Annotated in this window: 15 protein-coding genes; 8 read left to right on the forward strand and 7 right to left on the reverse strand. The window is 71.8% G+C overall.

The features are described from left to right. Window positions 1–3: 3 nt before the first annotated feature. Both M3190_RS14745 and M3190_RS14750 read left to right on the forward strand, forming a co-directional pair. Entirely contained in the window at window positions 4–801 is a 798-nt protein-coding gene (locus tag M3190_RS14745; protein WP_285876476.1) for a response regulator transcription factor, read from the forward strand. A 68-nt stretch (window positions 802–869) separates the two neighbouring features. Beyond that, a complete protein-coding gene (locus M3190_RS14750) occupies window positions 870–2,276 on the forward strand; it encodes an MFS transporter (protein WP_251583379.1) in 1,407 nt (468 codons plus the stop codon). A gap of 81 nt (window positions 2,277–2,357) precedes the next feature. Here M3190_RS14750 and M3190_RS14755 read toward each other — a convergent pair whose 3' ends face one another. Both M3190_RS14755 and M3190_RS14760 read right to left on the reverse strand, forming a co-directional pair. Next, window positions 2,358–2,993 (reverse strand): NADPH-dependent F420 reductase, encoded by a 636-nt coding sequence (locus M3190_RS14755; protein WP_251583380.1) that lies wholly within the window; start codon window positions 2,991–2,993, stop codon window positions 2,358–2,360. A 59-nt stretch (window positions 2,994–3,052) separates the two neighbouring features. Further along, the gene (locus M3190_RS14760) at window positions 3,053–5,401 is read right to left on the reverse strand and encodes a glycosyl hydrolase family 95 catalytic domain-containing protein (protein ID WP_251583382.1); all 2,349 of its coding nucleotides are present in this window, start codon (window positions 5,399–5,401) and stop codon (window positions 3,053–3,055) included. Window positions 5,402–5,600: 199 nt separating this feature from the next. Between M3190_RS14760 and M3190_RS14765 the strand changes: the two genes are divergently transcribed. Genes M3190_RS14765 through M3190_RS14780 form a run of 4 tightly spaced genes read left to right on the forward strand, consistent with a single transcriptional unit; the run spans window position 5,601 to window position 11,383 of the window. Next, window positions 5,601–6,752 (forward strand): ROK family transcriptional regulator, encoded by a 1,152-nt coding sequence (locus M3190_RS14765; protein ID WP_251583384.1) that lies wholly within the window; start codon window positions 5,601–5,603, stop codon window positions 6,750–6,752. Beyond that, window positions 6,745–7,689, forward strand: coding sequence for a BadF/BadG/BcrA/BcrD ATPase family protein (locus M3190_RS14770; protein ID WP_251583386.1), 945 nt, complete (start codon window positions 6,745–6,747; stop codon window positions 7,687–7,689). The genes M3190_RS14765 and M3190_RS14770 overlap by 8 nt, the downstream gene beginning before the upstream one ends. Further along, window positions 7,686–8,444, forward strand: a complete 759-nt coding sequence (nagB, locus tag M3190_RS14775) for a glucosamine-6-phosphate deaminase (protein WP_251583388.1) — start codon at window positions 7,686–7,688, stop codon at window positions 8,442–8,444. The genes M3190_RS14770 and nagB overlap by 4 nt, the downstream gene beginning before the upstream one ends. Then, window positions 8,441–11,383 carry a glycoside hydrolase family 2 TIM barrel-domain containing protein gene (locus M3190_RS14780; RefSeq protein WP_251583390.1) on the forward strand — a complete coding sequence of 981 codons (2,943 nt, stop codon included), beginning with the start codon at window positions 8,441–8,443 and terminating at the stop codon, window positions 11,381–11,383. The genes nagB and M3190_RS14780 overlap by 4 nt, the downstream gene beginning before the upstream one ends. Before the next feature lie 15 nt (window positions 11,384–11,398). On the opposite strand, the gene M3190_RS14785 is transcribed toward M3190_RS14780, so the two are convergent. Together M3190_RS14785 and M3190_RS14790 are read right to left on the reverse strand one after the other, a co-directional pair. Beyond that, the gene (locus M3190_RS14785; RefSeq protein WP_251583392.1) at window positions 11,399–13,066 is read right to left on the reverse strand and encodes a BCCT family transporter; all 1,668 of its coding nucleotides are present in this window, start codon (window positions 13,064–13,066) and stop codon (window positions 11,399–11,401) included. A gap of 70 nt (window positions 13,067–13,136) precedes the next feature. After that, window positions 13,137–13,646 carry a MarR family winged helix-turn-helix transcriptional regulator gene (locus tag M3190_RS14790; RefSeq protein ID WP_251583394.1) on the reverse strand — a complete coding sequence of 170 codons (510 nt, stop codon included), beginning with the start codon at window positions 13,644–13,646 and terminating at the stop codon, window positions 13,137–13,139. A gap of 141 nt (window positions 13,647–13,787) precedes the next feature. Between M3190_RS14790 and M3190_RS14795 the strand changes: the two genes are divergently transcribed. Next, entirely contained in the window at window positions 13,788–14,303 is a 516-nt protein-coding gene (locus M3190_RS14795) for a hypothetical protein (protein WP_251583396.1), read from the forward strand. Between the two features lie 6 nt (window positions 14,304–14,309). On the opposite strand, the gene dcd is transcribed toward M3190_RS14795, so the two are convergent. Further along, window positions 14,310–14,915 carry a dCTP deaminase gene (gene dcd, locus M3190_RS14800; protein WP_217528540.1) on the reverse strand — a complete coding sequence of 202 codons (606 nt, stop codon included), beginning with the start codon at window positions 14,913–14,915 and terminating at the stop codon, window positions 14,310–14,312. A 27-nt stretch (window positions 14,916–14,942) separates the two neighbouring features. Next, window positions 14,943–16,964 (reverse strand): beta-galactosidase, encoded by a 2,022-nt coding sequence (locus M3190_RS14805; protein WP_251583397.1) that lies wholly within the window; start codon window positions 16,962–16,964, stop codon window positions 14,943–14,945. A gap of 61 nt (window positions 16,965–17,025) precedes the next feature. Here M3190_RS14805 and M3190_RS14810 point away from each other — a divergent pair, with 61 nt between their 5' ends. Then, window positions 17,026–17,634 (forward strand): TetR/AcrR family transcriptional regulator, encoded by a 609-nt coding sequence (locus tag M3190_RS14810; RefSeq protein ID WP_251583399.1) that lies wholly within the window; start codon window positions 17,026–17,028, stop codon window positions 17,632–17,634. Here the strand turns inward: M3190_RS14810 and M3190_RS14815 are convergent. Beyond that, the gene (locus tag M3190_RS14815; RefSeq protein ID WP_251583401.1) at window positions 17,615–18,652 is read right to left on the reverse strand and encodes a zinc-dependent alcohol dehydrogenase family protein; all 1,038 of its coding nucleotides are present in this window, start codon (window positions 18,650–18,652) and stop codon (window positions 17,615–17,617) included. The two genes, M3190_RS14810 and M3190_RS14815, sit on opposite strands and share 20 nt — an antisense overlap. Window positions 18,653–18,661: the final 9 nt, after the last annotated feature.

Raw genomic sequence — 18,661 nt, forward strand, 5'->3', positions numbered from 1 at the left:
CGCATGCGACCCATTGCCGCACATCCGTTGTCGGACCCCCACGCACGGACCGCCCTCGTGATCGATCCCGATGCCTCCCTCCGGAATGCTCTCGTGACCACGCTGCGTCAGCAGGGTTTCGTCACGCAGGAGTCGGGCGACGGCTACAGCGGGATCGTCGTCGCCCAGCGTCAGCGACCCGATCTGGTCGTCGTATGCACCGACCTCCCCGGCATCGACGGCTTCGAGACCGTGCGCCGGCTGCGCGAGTTCTCCGACGGCTTCGTCATCGTCCTCGCCGACGACGATTCCGAGTCGGCGGCGGTCGAAGCCTTCCGCTCCGGCGCGGACGACTACGTCGTCAAGCCGTACGGGCCCTACGCGCTCCGAGCGCGAATCGACGCGTTGATGCGGCGCTCCCGCTCCCTCCTTCCGACGACGGCGGTGCTGTCCGACCCGGCGGTCATCGAGCACGGTGCTCTGCGCCTGTTCCCGGGGTCACGACGAGTGGACATCGCCGGTGTCGAGTGCGAGCTGACGCGCTCCGAGTTCGATCTGCTCCACACGTTCCTGCGGGCCAAGGATCAGGTGTTCAGCAAGTCGTCGCTCGCGCTCATGCTGCGTGAGAGCCAGGGCCAGAGCGGTCACCACATCACCGCTCATGATCGGCACGCCGTCGAGGTCCACATCATGAACCTGCGCCGCAAGCTCGCCGACGACCCGCGCGCGCCGCAGTGCATCGAGACCGTCCGCGGATTCGGCTACCGGCTGGCGCCCCTCGGCGTGGCGAGCACGGTCCTGGTGCAGGCCGCGGCCGGCTGAGTGGTGGGGAACCGCCGGGTGACCTCCGCGTCACCAGGAGGACCGGTGCGCGGGGTAGTGTGCGCCTCATGACGCGTTCCACCGGCGGGACGCCCGAGATCCCCGCCACCGCCGACAGCGGCGCCCTGCCCGTGATGTTCCAGGACCTCGAGGAGCGCCCCGTCGCCCGGAAGAGCGTCGTGTCGTGGGCGATGTGGGACTGGGCGACGCAGCCCTTCAACTCGGTCATCCTGACCTTCGTCTTCGTGTCGCTGTACCTCGTGTCCGACACGTTCCTGCCCGAGGATGTCGCCCGGCTCGCCGATGACGACCCGATCAAGGAGTCCGCCCTCGCCGAGCTCTCGAGCGGATATGGCCTCGTCTCGACCCTCGCGGGGCTCGCGATCCTGCTGCTCGCGCCCATCCTCGGGCAGGTCGCCGACCGCAAGGGCCGCAAGAAGCGCTGGTTGCTGATCGCGACCGCCGTCCTCGCGCTCCTGCAGTTCGGCCTCTTCTTCGTGTTCGCCGAACCGTCGTTCTTCTGGGTCGGCGCGATCCTCGTCTCCCTCGGAGCCGTCGCCTCCGAGATCGCCGGCGTGAACTACAACGCTCTGCTGGTGAGCGTCTCGACGCCGCGGACGGTCGGCAAGGTGTCGGGGCTCGGCTGGGGACTCGGCTACATCGGCGGCATCCTCGCCCTCGTCGCGGTCGTCGTGCTGAACGCGGCCGAGTGGTTCGGGCTGGACACGTCGAACGGGCTCGCCTACCGCCTCATCGCGGTCGGCTGCGCCGTGTGGACGGTCGCCTTCGCGATCCCGCTGTTCCGCAACGTTCCGGAACCTCCTGCCCCCGCCGGTACGCCTCCGCTCGGGTTCACGGCGTGGTTCCGCGAGTTCTTCCGTTCCATCAGGGACCTGTTCCGCTCGCACCGTCCCACGGCATGGTTCCTTCTGGCGAGCGCCGTCTACCGCGACGGCCTCGGCGGCGTCTTCGCCTTCGGCGGTGTCCTCGCCGCCGTCGCCTTCGGGTTCTCGCCGAACGAGGTGATCCTCTTCGGCATCGCCGCCAACCTGGTCGCCGGGATCTCGACCGTCGTCGCCGGACGCCTCGATGACCGGTACGGCGCCCGCGCGATCATCCTGGTCTCGCTCAGCGGCCTCGTCGTCACCGCCCTGGCCGTGTTCCTGCTGCACGACGCCGGCAAGCTGCCGTTCTGGATCCTCGGGCTGCTCCTGTGCGCCTTCGTCGGCCCCGCCCAGGCATCGACCCGGTCGCTCCTCGCACGGGTCACGCCCGAGCACATGCAGGGCGAGGTGTTCGGGCTGTACGCGACGACGGGCCGCGTCGTGAGCTTCCTCGCCCCCGCGATGTGGACGCTCTTCATCGCCGCCTTCGGGGCGACCTACTGGGGCATCCTGGGCATCGCGATCGTCCTGGTGCTCGGACTCGTCCTCATGCTCTTCGTCAAGCTGCCCCGCCCCGCTCACCTGCGCTGAACGACCGCGAGCCGACGCATTCGGCATCCATCCGCAGCGGATGAGCGCCGTTCGCGTCGGCTCGCGAGCGGATGCCGGGGGTCAGCGCTCGGCGCGGGCGAGGTTCTCGCGCAACTCGTCGGCGTTCTGCCGCACGACGTAGGCCGGCTGGTCGCGCTCGACGCGCCAACTCTCGTCCAGCCCGCCGACGTTGACGGTGTCGAAGCCGAAGTCGTCGTAGAGCCGGGTGATGAAGGTCACGCCGTCCTGCGATTCGCTCGCGGTGGCGAGGGCGCGGCGGTTCGGCGAGCCGGCCGGCGCGCCTGTCGTGGCGATGTCGGCGGCCGGGATGTGGTTGAAGCCCTTGACGACGGTCGACTGCGGCAGACGCTCCTGCAGCATGCGCGAGGTCGTGGTCTTCTTCTCGTCGAGCTCGGCGATGTGCCCGTCGCGCTCCCAGTAGTAGTTGTTCGTGTCGACGACGATCTTCCCGGCGAGCTCCGCCACGGGCAGGTCGTCGATCGCCTTCAGCGGCACCGTCACGACGACCCACTCGCCGAAGGCGGCGGCCTCCGCGGCGGTCATCGCCTGCGCGTTCTCGCCGAGCTCGGCCACGAGTCCTGCGAGGGTCTCGGGGCCGCGAGAGTTGGCGATCGCGACCTGATGGCCCTGCGCGACCAGCACCCGTGCGATGGCCGAGCCGATGTTTCCTGCGCCGATGATTCCTACGTGTGTCATGTGTCGAGGAAACGCCACGGCACCGTGGGCATTCCCGAACGGGGACTGGGGGATGCCGATCACTCCGTGATGAGCACGCTCCACGTCGAGCCGACCAGGGCCTCGATCCGCTGGTCGCCGCTGCGGAACGTGCGGACCCCCTCGGCATCCGTCGAGCGGGCCCTCGCCCGCGCGGAGGTGACGACGCCGTCGGCGTCCCAGGCGAGGTCGATCTCGATGCCGGGGCGCGCGACGAGGCCCCGCACCGAGCCGGCGCCGAGAGCCGCGGGCAGCGCCGGGAGCAGGTCGATCGTGTCGCCGTGCGACTGCAGCAGGCACTCGGCGAGCCCGGCCGTGTAGCCGAGGTTGCCGTCGATCTGGAAGGGCGGGTGCGCGGCGAGCATGTTGTCGTACAGACCGCCGGACTGGTCCCCGCGATCGACGGACATGTCGCGGAAGACCAGCTCGAGCAGCGCGGCGACGCGTTCGGGCTGGCCGAGCCGGGCGCGGAGGGCGATCTTCCATGCGAGCGACCAGCCGGTGGACTCGTCCTCGCGCAGATCGAGGAAGCGGGACGCCGCGGCCGCGAGCTCGTCCGTCAGCGGCTCGGTCCCGGGGTAGACGAACACGAGGGGCGAGAGGTGACGGTGGCGCGGATCGACCGCCTCGCGTCCGCCGGGCCATTCGGCGATCGTCCCGTCCACGACGGGGATCTCGGGGAGCTGTGCGCGGGCCTCGATCGCCTGGGCGACGAGCGGATCGTCCTCCTGGCCCACGAGATGCGCGGCACGGACGAAGGAGTCGAGGTGGGCGCGCAGCAGGACGACGTCGAGAGTCGCCGACTCCGAGACGGCCGCCGAGCCGCCGCTCGCGGTGCGGAAGACGTTCTCGGGCGAGGTCGACAGCGCAGTGCCGCGCAGGCCCTCCTCCGACACCGTCGTCCAGGCGAGGGCGAAGGCCGTCGCTCCCCGCAGCAGCCGGAACGCGCGCAGGCGCTCCGCGCGGTCGGTCACACCGAACGCCTCGCGCTCGGCGAGATGCAGGCCGAGCCAGAGACCCGCCATCGGCCAGAAGGCCCACGCGGCGTCGTGCCGGCCGTCGCCGACGGGCTGGGTGTAACCCCAGGCATCCGTGTTGTGGTGCGCGACCCAGCCGGGGGCGTCATACAGCCGGCGCGCGGTCTCCCCGCCGCTGTCGGCCAGCGCGTCGAGCAGCCCGAGGAGCGGCTCCTCCGTCTCGCTGAGGTTGGTCGTGTGCGCCGCCCAGTAGTTCATCTCGACGTTGATGTTCGTCGTGTAGTTCGAGCTCCACTCGGGGCGGACGTTCTGGTTCCAGATGCCCTGCAGCGTCGCCGGCAGGCCACCCGGCCTGGAGGAGCAGACGAGCAGGTACCGGCCGTAGTGGAACAGCAGCGCCGCCATGCCGGGGTCGCGCGCCACGTCGACGGCACCGCCCTCGCCCAGCGCCCGGAGCCGTTCGGCGGTGTCGAGGTCATCCGCCTCGGGCGCGGGCGCGAGCGTCAGCTCAGCACGGTCGTAGAGGCGGGCGTGGTCGCGCAGCTGCGCGGTGCGCACCTCGTCGAGACCGTCCGAGACGGCCGCGTTCACGAGCTCGGTCGCACGTCGCGCCGCGGCGCGCTCGGTGCCCTCGGGCATTCGTCCCATCCCGGTGAAGGTCGTCGCGGTCGCGAGGACGACGGTCACCCGCGTAGCCCGCAGGACCCGACCGCCGCGAACGAGGGTGCCGTCGGTGAGGATCCGCAGGTGCAGCGCTCCGCGGACCGAGGGCGCGTCCTCGTCGTAGACGATCGGCTGGTCGACCTCGTCGTGCGGCGGCGTCACATCCGACGGGACCTGGACGAGCAGCGTCGTGGCGGCGTCGTTCTCGACGCGTCCGAGTTCGCGCAGGGGGGTCTCGATCTCGACGCGCACGTCGATCGGGTCATCGCTCTCGAGCTCGTGGACGAGCACCTGATGGGGCGCGCTGATCCACGTGCGGTGATGCACGCGGTTGCCGTCGAGGCGGCCGTCGGCCGAGTGCGTCGCGGTGGCCAGGTCGAGTTCTCGCCGGTACCCGGTGAGCTCGGCGGCATCCGCCCCGTCGATGCGCAGGCGCAGATCGGCGAACGGCAGGAACGACTGGGCGTGACGGTGCTGCAGGCGGCGCACGAGCACGTCCGCCTCGTCCTCCCTGCCGTCCGCGACGGCCTCGCGGGCGGCAGCGAGCGCCTCTCGGGCCTGTTCCGCCGTGACGATCGGCGCCGCGAGCTCACTGGCCGGACTGCCCGACCACACCGTCTCATCGTTCAGGCGCAGCAGGGCGTCGGCGACGCCGCCGAAGCACATCGCGCCGAGCGCTCCGTTGCCCAGCGGCAGCGCCTCGTTCCAGGTCTCGGCGGGACGGCGGTACCACAGCACGTGCTCGGTCATGGGGTTTCCTCTCGGCCGGTGACGGCCGGATGCCGCAGCGGGGGGATGCGGGGCCGCGACGGGCATGAGCCCTCGCGCGCGGGATGCGCGCCGGCGAGGGCACCGTTCCGACGATAGACGGTGCCGCGGCCGGCCTTGCGCCCCCGGCATCCGTCTGCTTTTATCTCAGAGTAAGACGAAAAGGCGGGGAAGGGAATCCGTGAGCGGCGATCGGGCAGCGGCGAGCAGGGGCACGGCGACCAACGCCGACGTCACCCGCATCAACCGCACCGCGATCCTCGACGCCCTCGCGGCCGGCCCCCTGGGCCGCGCCGAGCTCGTCGCGGCCACCGGACTCGCGTCGGCGACCGTGCACCGCCTCTGCGCCCGCATGGTCGACGAGGGCCTCCTCGGCGTCGAGCGCGACAACGGCGGCATCGGTCGCCCGACCCACCGCTACCGGCACCTCGGCGAGGCGCGCACGGTCGTCGCGGTCGACGTCACCTCCGCCGTGGCGCGCGGGGCGCTCATCGACCTGAACGGTGAGATCCGGCACACCGATGTCCGGTCGCTGCAGGATGCCGACGGGCATCTCACGGCCTCCTCCCGCCTCGAGGGGGTCGGCATGCTCGCCGAGCGCCTCGTCGGCGCCGCCGCGGACCTCGGCAGCCCCGCCCAGGGGGTCGGCCTGTCCGTCCCCGGCGTCGTCGGGGCCGACGGCTCCGTGAGCGATTCGGTCGAGCTCGAGTGGAACGGGCTCGCCGCCCGCGATCTGCTCCAGGCGCGCACGGGACTCCCGGTCGTGGTCGAGAACGACGCGAACGCCGTGACGATCGGCGAATGGACCCGCGGCGCCGGGCAGGGCACCGGCGACCTCGCCGCCCTCGTCTTCGGGATCGGCGTCGGTGCGGGGATCGTCTCGGGCGATCGCCTCGTCCGCGGTGCGGGCGCCGCAGCCGGCGAGATCGGCTACCTCATCACCGATCCGCAGGCCTTCGCCGCACCCCGGGCGGCCGGCGGCGACCTCGAGACGCGTGTCCTCAGCCTCGGGGCCGCTCGCGGCGAGGCATCCACCATGGCCGTCCTCGACGACGAGAGCGCCGCCGGCGGCGAGCGGGCCGAGCGGCTGCTCGATCACATCGCGATGTCCGTCGCCGCCCTGTCGGTGATCCTCGACTGCCGCGTGGTGATCCTCGCGGGCCGTCTGCCGCGGCGCACCGATCTGCTCGTGGACGGTGTCACCCGGCGCCTCGACGGACGCATCCCCCGGCCGCCCGCCCTGGTCGTCGGGGCGCTCGGCGAGGACGCCGCCCTCGTCGGCATCGGGCAGCTCATCATCGACCACGTGAAAGGGGCGGTGTACCTTGCCTGACCTCACCGAGACCACCGGAACGCTCGTGGGTGTCGACGTCGGGGGGACGAAGACGCACCTGCGCGCACGCGTCGCCGGCGAGACCGTCGATCGCATCGTGCCGAGCGAGCTCTGGCGCGACGGCGCGATCTTTGACGACCTCGCGAACTTCGATCGGCTCGCGCGGCTCGTCCTCGACACGGTCGGCGCCGTCCCCGAGGTGACGATCGTCGGCGCACACGGCATCGACAGCACGCGGCAGAGCCTGCAGGCGACGGCCCTGCTCGGGGAACGGATGCCGGGGCACGTCGAGATGCTGAACGACGGCGTCCTCCTCGCCCCGGCGATGGGACTCGAGTCCGCCGTGTGCGTCATCGCCGGCACCGGATCGGTGATCGTCGGCTTCGACGCCGACGGCGCGCCGGTGACCGCAGACGGCTACGGCTGGCTCATCGCCGACGATGCGAGCGCACCCGGCATCTCGCGGCGCGCGGCCGTCGGTCTGCTGCGCGCCGTCGACCAGCGCGGAGCGGCGGCGATGACCGACCCGCTCGGGGCTCGATTCCTCGCCGCGTTCGAGGCGGTCGACCACGTCGACCTCGCGCTGCGCTTCCAGGCCGGCGCGAGCGAGGCGTCCTGGGGCAAATTCGCGCCGCAGGTGTTCGCGGCCGTCGCGGACGGCTCGACGATCGCCCGCGAGGTCATCGCCGCCTCGGCGGTCCACCTCGCCGAGGCGGTCGTCGCCGTGCGTCGTCGCGGGGCGCGTGGCTCAGACGTCATCGCGGCGGGCGGCGTCATGACGGCGCAACCGCTGCTCGCCGACCTCCTGCGCACCGAGCTGAGGACCCGAGACGGTGCGCTCCGCCTGCATGTGCTCGACGAACCACCCGTCGTCGGCGCCCTCGCCCTCGCGGCCGCCCGCCGCGACCAGCTCTCCCCCCGAAAGGTGCTCTCGTGAGGATCCTGCTCTCCCCCGATGCCGCCGGCGCCGGCGAGATCGCTGCGGCGATCGTCGCCACCTCGATCGCCGACCGGCCCGCTCCCGTCCTCGGCGTCGCGACCGGGTCGAGCCCGCAGCCGCTGTACCGCGCCCTCACCGCGCGTGTGCAGAACGGCCTCGACCTGTCGCGCGCCGCGGCATTCGCGCTCGACGAGTACGTCGGACTGCCGGTGGACCACCCCGAGAGCTACCACTCCGTGATCGCGCGCGAGGTCACCGAGCCCCTGCGCCTCGACCCCTCACGCGTGCACGTCCCCGAGGGCTCCGCCGCCGACCCCGCCGAGGCCGCCGCGCGCTATGAGGCGGCGATCGCCGAAGCCGGCGGGGTGGATCTGCAGATCCTCGGCATCGGGGCCAACGGCCACATCGGCTTCAACGAGCCGGGTTCCGCTCCTGACTCGCGCACACGTGTCGTCGAGCTGGCACCGCGCACGGTCGCGGACAACAGCCGCTTCTTCGACGGCGACGCCGGCCAGGTCCCCACTCACGCCCTCACACAGGGGATCGGAACGATCCTCGACGCCCGCGAGATCGTCCTCATCGCGTGGGGCGAGTCGAAGGCCGACGCCGTCGCCCGCGCCGTCGAGGGCCCGCAGACGGTCGACCTGCCGGCATCCTTCCTCCAGCGGCACGACCGCGTCACCCTCGTCCTCGACGCGGCCGCCGCGTCGCGGCTGAGCCCCGCATCGCTGTCCGCCGAGGTCGCCCCGTGACGACGTTCGACGTCGCCCGCATCGGCCCCGGCGAGGGCTCGCTCCCGCCGCGCACGCGCCTGCGCTCCGACGCGCCCACGCAGTCGCTCGACGGACCCTGGCGGTTCCGCCTGTCGCCCTCCCCCGCCCTGGCCCCGCAGGACGACTGGACGTCCGGCGCGACCGACGGCTGGGACGAGATCAGCGTCCCGTCGCACTGGAACATGAGCGGGTTCGGCACCCCTGCCTACTCGAACGTGCAGTTCCCGTTCCCCATCGACCCGCCCTACCCGCCCGATGAGAACCCGGTCGGTGACTACGTGCGCCGCATCGACGTCGACGACGCGATCCGACGGGTGACGGATGCCGGGGGCCGCGTCGTCCTGCGCTTCGACGGCATCGAGTCCGCCGCCGACGTGTTCGTCAACGGCAAGCGCCTGGGCTCGACCCGCGGCAGTCGGCTCACGCACGAGTTCGACGTCACCGACGCGCTCACCGGCGAGGGCGACGTCGTCGCGGTGCGCGTGGCCCAGTTCTCGGACGGCACGTACCTCGAGAACCAGGACATGTGGTGGCTGCCGGGTGTCTTCCGCAGCGTCGCCCTGCTCGCCCGCCCGATCGGCGGCATCGACGACGCCGTCCTGACCGGCGACTTCGACCACGAGACCGGGCACGGCACGGTCGAGGTGACGACGTCCGCCGACGCTGTGCTCGAGATTCCCGAGCTGGGGATCCGCACGGATGTCGCGGCGGGCCGCAGCACCGTCGACGCGGGGGCCGTCGAGCCCTGGTCCGCCGAGACGCCGCGCCTCTACGACGCGACCCTCCGCACGGCATCCGAGACCGTGTCGGTGCGTGTCGGCTTCCGCCGCGTCCGCGCCGAGGGCGGCGTGCTGACGCTCAACGGACGACCGATCATGCTGCGCGGGGTGAACCGCCACGAGCACGACCCCGAACGCGGCCGCGTGCACACCACCGAGCTCGCCCGGCGCGACCTCGTGCTGATGAAGCAGCACAACATCAACGCCGTGCGCACCTCGCACTACCCGCCGCACCCGGAGTTCCTCGACCTGACCGACGAGCTCGGCCTCTACGTCATCGACGAGTGCGACCTCGAGACACACGAGTACGAGTACGTCTCGTGGCGCGGCAACCCGAGCGAAGACCCGGCGTGGGAGGCATCCTTCGTCGACCGCATCCGCCGCACCGTCACGCGCGACCGGACCCACCCCAGTGTCATCATGTGGTCGCTCGGCAACGAGTCCGGCGCCGGCTGCAACATCCGGGCGATGGCGCGGTGGGTGCGCGAGAACGACACGACCCGCCTCCTCCACTACGAGGGCGACCGCTCGAGCCGCGACACCGACGTGTATTCGCGGATGTACGCGTCGCACGACGAGGTCCGCGAGATCGGCGAGGAGGCCGAGGCGATCCCGCCCGCCGACATCAGCGCCGCCGAGCTCCGCCGCCGCTCGCTGCCGTTCGTGCACTGCGAGTTCGGGCACGCGATGGGCAACAGCCCCGGCGGGGTGAAGGAGTACTGGGACCTGTACGAACGGTTCCCGAGACTGGCCGGCGGCTTCATCTGGGAGTGGGTGGAGCACGCGATCGCGATCGAGGACGAGCACGGCCGACGCGCGTTCCGCTACGGCGGGGACTTCGGCGAGTCGGTGCACGACCACAACTTCGTCATCGACGGACTCATCAGCGCCGACCGCGAACCCCGTCCGGGGCTCGTCGACTACGCCGCGATCATCGCGCCCGTCGTGATCGGGGTGGATGCCGACCGTCGCCGCATCCGGCTGCAGAACCGCTACGACCACGTCGACACCGACCGCCTCGCCTTCACCTGGCGGCGCGAGGTCGACGGAGAGGTCGTGGCCCGGGGCGAGCTGGCGGTCCCGGCCGTCGGACCGCGAGAGCGCGGCGAGGTCGCACTGCCCGTCGAGGCTCGGTCGGTGTCCGGGTCGCGCGTCGCCGATGTGCTGACCGTCGCCGCCGGCCTCCGCGACGAGACCGACTGGGCCCCCGCCGGACACGTCGTCGCGACCGGTCAGCACGTCGCGGCCGGTGTCCCGCGGGTCGGCCCCGGCACCTCTCCGCGCGCCGACGAGTTCGACCGGCGCGGCCGGCCGCTGCGCCTCGGCTCCCTCGACGTCGTCGAGGGCCCCGGCATCGGGATCTGGCGCGCGCCGACCGACAACGACCTGTTCCCCGGCTGGGACGAGCCGACTCTCCCGCCCATGGCGGAGCGCTGGGCGCTGGCGCGGATCGACCGGATGCAGACCCGGGTGCGCGGCATCGACGCGGATGCCGCGGCCCTGACCGTCGACACCCGCGTCGGCGCGCCGTCGTTCGACAGCGGCGTCGATGCGCTCTGGCGCTGGTCGCGCGTGCCCGAAGGGCTGCTGCTCGATCTGGACCTGCGCAGCATCGGCTCGTGGGACAACTCGTGGATCGAGAAGGCGCCGTTCTCGTGGACCGTCGACTGGGCGCGCCTGGGCGTCGACGTCGCCCTCGCCGGCGCGCCGCTCGGCATGGACTTCGCGGGCCTCGGTCCCGGACCCAGCTACCCCGACACCGACTCCGGCGTGCACTTCGGCTGGTTCGAAGCGGGCGCCGACGATCTCGTGACACCCCACGTCCGCCCGCAGGAGAGCGGATCGCGACGCGGTGTGCGCACGGCTGTCATCCGCACCACGCAAGGTGCCGTGCGGGTGAGCGTTGTCGGCGGCGAGGCGCTGGACGCCGGCGTCGCCCTCACGGTGTCACCGTGGGACCGCGCGACGCTCAGCACGACCTCGCACGCGTCGCTGCTGCCCGAGCCGACCGCGACGCACGTCTCGATCGACATCGCACAGTCCGGCGTGGGGACGGCGACCTGCGGTCCGGGCGTCCTGCCGCGGTACCGACTGCCCGCGCGCGACGCGTCGTTCGCGCTGCTGTTCGAGACCGTCTGAGTCCGGGGGCGGGGCTCAGTCGCCCCGCTTCCGGATCCACGGGATGCGGATGCCGCGCTCGTTCTCGGACTCGACCTCGAGTCCGTAGTGCTCGCCGACGTGCTCCAGCAGCTGGGCGCGCTCGGCCTTCTCGTAGATGCGCCTCTCGCGCTGGAACGCGACGACCGTCGCCCAGCAGATGAGCAGCATGACGACGCTGAACGGCAAGGCGATGATGATCGCCGCCGTCTGCAGGGCGGTGAGACCGCCCGCGATGAGGAGGGCGATGGCCAGCAGGGCGGTGATGAGGGTGAACAGGGTGCGCACCGGCTTGCTGGGCTCGGGGTCGCCGCCGGTGGCGATCATGCCCATGACGAGGGCGCCCGAGTCCGCCGAGGTGACGAAGAAGAGAGCGATGAGGATGAGCGCTCCGACGGTCAGCAGGAGCGGCGCCGGGAGGCTCTCGAACAGCTGGAAGAGGGCGCCCTCGACGTTGACGGAGCCGTCGCCCTGGGTCATCGTCCCCGGCTGATCGAGTTCGAGCTTGATGGCCGAGCCGCCGAGCACCGCGAACCAGAGCACGCCGACGAGGGTGGGCACGATGAGCACCCCCATCACGAACTCCCGGACCGTGCGACCGCGGCTCACCCGCGCGATGAAGATGCCCACGAACGGCGCCCACGAGATCCACCAGCCCCAGTAGAACGAGGTCCAGGTCGCCTGCCAGGCCTGCCCTTCGGCGCCCTGGAACGCGCTGACGCTGAAGCTCAGGCCGATGAAATCCTGCAGATACGAGCCGATGGACTGCACCCATTCGCGGAGCAGGTAGAACGTGTCGTTCGTGAACAGGACGAACAGCAGGAGCAATCCGGCGAGGATCAGGTTGAGCGACGACAGCCACTTCATGCCCTTGGTCACCCCCGACAGCACCGAGAAGAGCACCGCGGTCGTGATGACCGCGATGATGATGACCTGCACGAGCAGGCTGGGGTTGGCGATGATGCCCGCGCTGTCGAGACCGGAACTGATCTGGAGCACCCCGAGGCCGAGGCTCGTGGCGACACCGAACAGCGTGCCGACGAGGGCGATCGCATCGATCGCGTTGCCCCATCCGCCCCGCACACGACGACCGAGGATGGGCTCCAGCGCCCAGCGGATCGACAGCGGGCGCCCGCGGCGGTGGATGGCGTAAGCGAGCGCGATGCCCACCACGACGTAGACCGCCCAGGCCTGCACACCCCAGTGGAGGTACGTCTGGGTCAGGGCCGACTGCGCGAGTTGCGCGGGGGTGCCCTCGACACCCGGCTTCGGGTCGACGAAGTGGCTGAGCGGCTCGCTCACCCCGTAGAAGACGAGTCCGATGCCCATCCCCGCGGCGAACAGGAGGGAGAACCAGGCCCCGGTCGAGAACTCGGGCTTGTCGTCGTCCTTGCCCAGACGGATGTCGCCGAAGCGGCTGAATCCGAGGAAGAGGCAGAAGGCGACGAAGAACGCCGTGATGAGGACGTAGTACCAGCTGAAGGTGTCGATGATGGCGCCCTGGATCGTCCCGAAGAACGCCTCCGCCTGCGCGGGGAACGCGATGGCGAAGGCGCTGAAGACGACCGCGACGATCGCCGCGGGGGCGATCACCCAGACGCTCGGCTTCGCCCGCACTCCCGTCGCGGTCGTGGCGGTCTCTGACACAGGGGCGCTGTCGGACATCCCGCCAGGTTACTGAGGCCCCGGCATCCGCTCACCTTCTTGCGCCGGCGCCGGTCTCCGGGTTACCGGGTCAGTCGCGGGGCCAGGATGCCGCGAGCTTGCCGAGCAGGCGGACGAGCTCTGCGCGCTCGTCGTCGGTGAAGTCGGCGAGCGCGCGGGTCAGCCGCTCGCGCCGCTCACCGCGGAAGTCCCCCGCGCGGCGCCGGCCCTCGGATGTCAGTGCGATGCGGGTGCGGCGGGCGTCGTCAGGATCCGCCTCGCGGGCGGCCAGCCCCATCTCGACCGCCTGCTGGACCAGTCGCGAGGCGCGCGGCTGGTCGACGCCGATGGCGTCGGCTATCTCGCTCACCGACAGCGGGTGCTCCGCGTGGACGAGGGCGTCGAGGAGGCGGATGCGGGCGGGCGCGCCCGCCATCCGCATGCCCGGACCGAAGCCCGGTCCGCCGCGCATCCAGGGCGGAGGCCCCTCGTGCGGGCCTCGGCCGTGCGGACCGTGCGCCCGGTGTGGACCGCCGCGGGGGCGCATCTGCGCGAACGCCGCGAGGAGCGCGTCGAGGTCGCCGGTCGGATCCGTCACCATCTGACGATACCGCCCGCTGAGGCATACATGTCACTTGACATGCGTCACGTATGCATGTCACACTGCATGTACTTGCACATTGACATGCAATGGTCATCGCGGAAAGCCCGCCGGTGACACGACGTCCCGGAAGGACACCCCATGAACACCCCACATGACAACCACACCCTGCCCCTCGGCTTCCGCCTCAAGCTCGTCCACCGTCTGCTCGCCCGCGAGGTGCGCCGACAGCTGGACGAGGCCGGGCCCGAGGCATCCGCTCGTCGCGACGAGATCGTCGCCGGCGTGCAGGACCGGATCACCGCCGCCGTCCCGCAGGACGACCTCGACGCGATGGTCCGCTCGCTCGACGCGATCGCCCGAGAACTCGGCTGGGACGAGTCCCAGCCTATGCCGCCTCGTCCCGGTCGGGAGCACCGCGGCCCGCGCGGCCCGTTCGGTCGCCGTTTCGGTCGCGGCTTCGGTCCGGGCTTCGGCGGCCGGTTGCCGCACCCCGGATTCGCCCACGGCGAGCCCGGCCGCTTCGGACACCACGAGCGGCACGGCCACCACGGCCACGGCTGCGGCGAGCGCACCGGCTTCGCCCCGCATCCGGCGGTCGCCGAGGCGTACGAGCGCGGCTTCAGCCGCGGCTACGCGCAGGCGCAGCAGGACTGAGCCCGGTCAGTTCCCCTTCGCACCGGCGTCGGTCGTCCCGACGTCGGTGCGGTGGAAGTTCTGGAACGAGCGGGATGCCGTCGGCCCCCGCTGCCCCTGGTACCGGTTCTTGTAGGGGCCGGTGCCGTACGGGTTCTCGGCCGGCGAGCTCAGGCGGAAGAAGCAGAACTGCCCGATCTTCATCCCCGGCCACAGCTTGATCGGCAGGGTCGCGACGTTCGCCAGCTCGAGCGTGACGTGCCCCGAGAAGCCGGGGTCGATGAACCCGGCCGTGGAGTGCGTGATGAGTCCGAGGCGACCCAGCGAGCTCTTGCCCTCCAGCCGTGCGGCGACGTCGTCGGGCAGCGTGATCTGCTCGAACGTCGCGCCGAGCGCGAACTCGCCGGGGTGCAGGATGAACGGCTCGTCGGGGGCGACCTCGATCAGGCGCGTCAGCTCAGGCTGATCCTCGGCCGGGTCGATGAACGGGTACTTGTGGTTGTCGAACAGCCGGAAGTAGCGGTCGAGCCGCACGTCGACACTCGAGGGCTGGACCATCGCCGGATCCCAGGGGTCGAGGCCGATGCGGCCTCCGTCGATCTCGAGTCGGATGTCGCGGTCGCTGAGCAGCACGCGGCCAGCCTACTGGCGCGCCGCGGGTCACCGCGCGACGCGCACCACCACCACGCCCCGGGGCGGCACGACGACACCGGATGCCGCGGCCTCGCCGACCAGCACGTCGCCGACCGTCGGCGACTCCACCGCCACGTCGGTGCGGTTCGACAGGAAGACGAACCGCGCGTCCGCGTCGCCGCGCTCGATGACGTCGAGCCGACCGTCGGCGGACCGCGGGTCGCCGGCCAGCGCATCGAGTCCGAGCCCCGCGAGCACCGAGCGCACGCCGTCGCGACCGACGTCGGCCGAGACGTACGTCGCCGAACCGCCCCCGGCCAGGCGACGACGCGTCACCGCGGGAGCGCCCGTGAGGTCGCCGCCGGCGTAGGTGTCGAGCACCTCGACGCCGTCCGCGACGTGGACGATCCGCTCGGTCCACGCCGTCGCTGCGGCGCCCGAGGCGAACACGACCCGCTCGCCCGGCAGCAGCGGCACGAACTCCTCGACGACGACGCCGAGCAGGTCGCGCAGGGCGCCGGGGTATCCGCCGAGCCAGACGCGGTCGTTGCCGTCGACGATGCCCGAGAAGTACGTCGTCACGAGGTGGCCACCGGCATCCGTGTAGGACGTCAGGCGGGCACGCAGGTCGTCCGGCATCACGTGCAGCATCGGCGCGATGAGCACCTCGTATCCGTCGAACGCCGAACCGACGGGGATCACATCGGCGCGGACGCCGAGGTCGAGCAGCGCCCGGTACCAGGCGAGCGCCTCGGCGTCGTAGGCGAGCGCGTCGGTCGGGTGGGCGTCGCGACCGCTGACCCACCACGACTCGTAATCGAAGACGATCGCGACGCGCGCTCGCTCGCGCCGTGAGCCGTGCACCGGCGACAGATCCCGCAGCGCTCCGCCGAGCGCCACCACCTCGCGGAACACCCGGCTGTTCTCACCCGCGTGCGGCACCATGCCCGAGTGGTACCGCTCGCCGCCCGCCCGCGACTGACGCCACTGGAAGTAGCAGACCGCGTCGGCGCCGTGCCCGACGTGGGTCAGGGCGTCGCGCACGAGTTCACCCTCGCGCTTGGGCGGGTTGACCTCTCGCCAGTTCACGGCGCTCGTCGCATGCTCCATGAGGAACCAGGGCAGACCGCCCGCGATGGTGCCGGTGAGGTTCGCCCAGAAGGACAGGTCGTCGCGACCGAGCTCGCCCGGACGCAGGTAGTGGTCGTTCGAGACGAAGTCGACGTCCCCCACCCAGGACGGATAGTCGATGTCGCGCACGTTCTGCGCGACCATGAAGTTCGTCGTCCGCGGGATGCCGGGGGTCACCTCGGCGAGCACGGCCGCCTCGGCTCGCAGGTGCTCGCGGACGGCATCCGACGAGAAGCGTTCGAAGTCGAGCTGCTGCCCGGGGTTGCGGATCGTCGGCGCCGACCGTGGCGGCAGGATCTCGTCCCACTGCTCGTAGTGCTGCGACCAGAAAGCGGTCCCCCACGCGTCGTTGAGCGCCTCGATCGTGCCGTAGCGCGCTTCGAGCCAGACACGGAACGCGCGCGCCGCGTCGTCGCTGTAGTCGTAGAGGTTGTGGCAGCCGAGCTCGTTGGAGATGTGCCACGCGACGACGGCCGGGTGGTCGCCGTAGCGCTCGGCGAGCGCGCGCACGAGACGCAGCGCGTACTCGCGGAAGATCGGCGAGGTGGGCCGCCAGTGCTGTCGCGCGCCGGGCCACAGGATCGTGCCGTCGACGGTCTGGGGCAGGATCTCGGGGTGCCGCCGCGCCATCCAGGACGGCGGTGACGCGGTCGCGGTGGCGAGGTCCACGTCGATGCCGTTCGCGTGCAGCAGGTCGATGATCTCGTCGAGCCAGGAGAAGTCGTACTCGCCGGGGCGCGGTTCGAGCAGCCCCCACGAGAAGATCCCGAGCGAGACGATGTTGACCCCCGCCTCGCGCATCAGCCGCACATCGTCGTCCCACACCTCGCGCGGCCACTGCTCCGGGTTGTAATCGGCGCCGTAGCGCATCGTCCCGGGCTCCTGCGAGCCGTCCTTCACCCAGCGGTAGTTCTGCACGCGACCACGTTAGTCCCAAAAACGTGCATCTGCACGGTTTCGATCGATCTACACTGCCCTCATGACCGAAGCGCCCGCCCGGGGCCCCTACGCGAAGTCCGCCGCACGGCGCAGCGAGATCATCGCGAGCGCGACGGCCGTCTTCGGCACGCACGGCTACCGCGGCGGGTCGCTCCGCCAGATCGCGAAGCAGCTCGATCTCAGCCTCACCACGGTCATGCACCACTTCCCGACGAAGGTGTCCCTGCTGGCGGCGGTCCTGTCGCAGGAGGACGCCGCCGACACCGACTTCTCCGAGCGCGCCGCACGTGACGGCTTCATCCCGACGGTGCTCGCGATCGTCGAGCGCAACCTCCGCCGGCGCGAGCTGGTGCGCATGTTCACGGTGGTGCAGGCCGAAGCCACGCACGTCGACCACGAGGCGCACGTGTGGCTGCGGGCGCGGTACGCCGACGTCATCCCCGAGTACGCTGCCGCGATCGAGCACGACCGGTCCCTCGGCAGACTGACGACGACGACGGATGCCACGATGCTCGCCGACCTCGTCATCGGGGTGTGGGAGGGCATCCAGGTGCGCTGGCTCGCCGACGACACCGACCCCGTCGCAGCGATGCGCGTCGCGCTCGACGCGCTGCTCCTGCCGGCGTCCGTCAGCGTCGCGGATCGATGATCGTCATCCCGGCCGGCGATGCGGAGTCCATGACGGGCAGCAGCGCGGCCGCCTCCGCGAGCGAGACCGTCCGTCCGATGAGCGCCTGGGGGCGCAGCGCACCGCGCGTGATGAGCTCCAGCATCCCGGCGTAGTCCTCGGCCGCCATCCCGTGGCTGCCGAGCAGGTCGAGCTCCCACGCGATAGCGCGCGCCATGGGCACTGCGGAGAGACCGGATGCCGAGGGCAGCAGCCCGATCTGGACGTGCCGCCCCCGGCGCCGCAGGCTGAGGACGGCGTCCGCGCAGGTCTGCTCGCTGCCGACCGCGTCGATCGACACGTGCGCGCCGCCTCCGGTGAGGCCGTGGACCGCGGCGGGGACGTCGGCCCCGTCCGCGAGGACGACATGCTCGGCGCCGAGCGTGCGGGCCACCTCGAGCGCGCCGGCGGACCGGTCGACGGCGATGACGCGCGCGCCGAGGGCGGTCGCGATCATGACGGCACTCAGGCCGACACCACCGGCGCCGACGATGACGACCCACTGCTCCGCGCGCAGGTGCGCCCGGGCGGTGAGGGCACGGTAGGCGGTGGCGAAGCGGCATCCGAGCGCCGCGGCGGACTCGAGGGAGATCTGGTCCGGCACGGCGACGAGGTTCCGGTCGGCGGCGTGGATCGCGACGCGCTCGGCGAACGACCCCCAGTGGGTGAAGCCCGGCTGCTGCTGATTCGGGCACACTTGGGCGTCGCCGGCGAGGCACCATTCGCACCGGCCGCATCCGCACACGAAGGGGACTGTCACGCGGTCGCCGACGTTCCACCGGTCGACGCCGGGCCCGAAGGACGCGACCACGCCCGCGAACTCGTGGCCGGGCACGTGCGGCAGCGAGATGTCGTCGTGGCCGACCCACGCGTGCCAGTCGCTGCGGCACAGGCCCGTGGCGTGCACCTCGATGACCGCACCGCCGACGGGGGCAACCGGGTCGGGCACCTCGGTCACGGTGAGGGGGCCGGCGATCCGGTCCATGATCATCGCGCGCACTCTGTCCTC

It is taken from the genome of Microbacterium oleivorans, assembly GCF_023715745.1.
Classification (GTDB): Bacteria; Actinomycetota; Actinomycetes; order Actinomycetales; family Microbacteriaceae; genus Microbacterium; species Microbacterium oleivorans_D.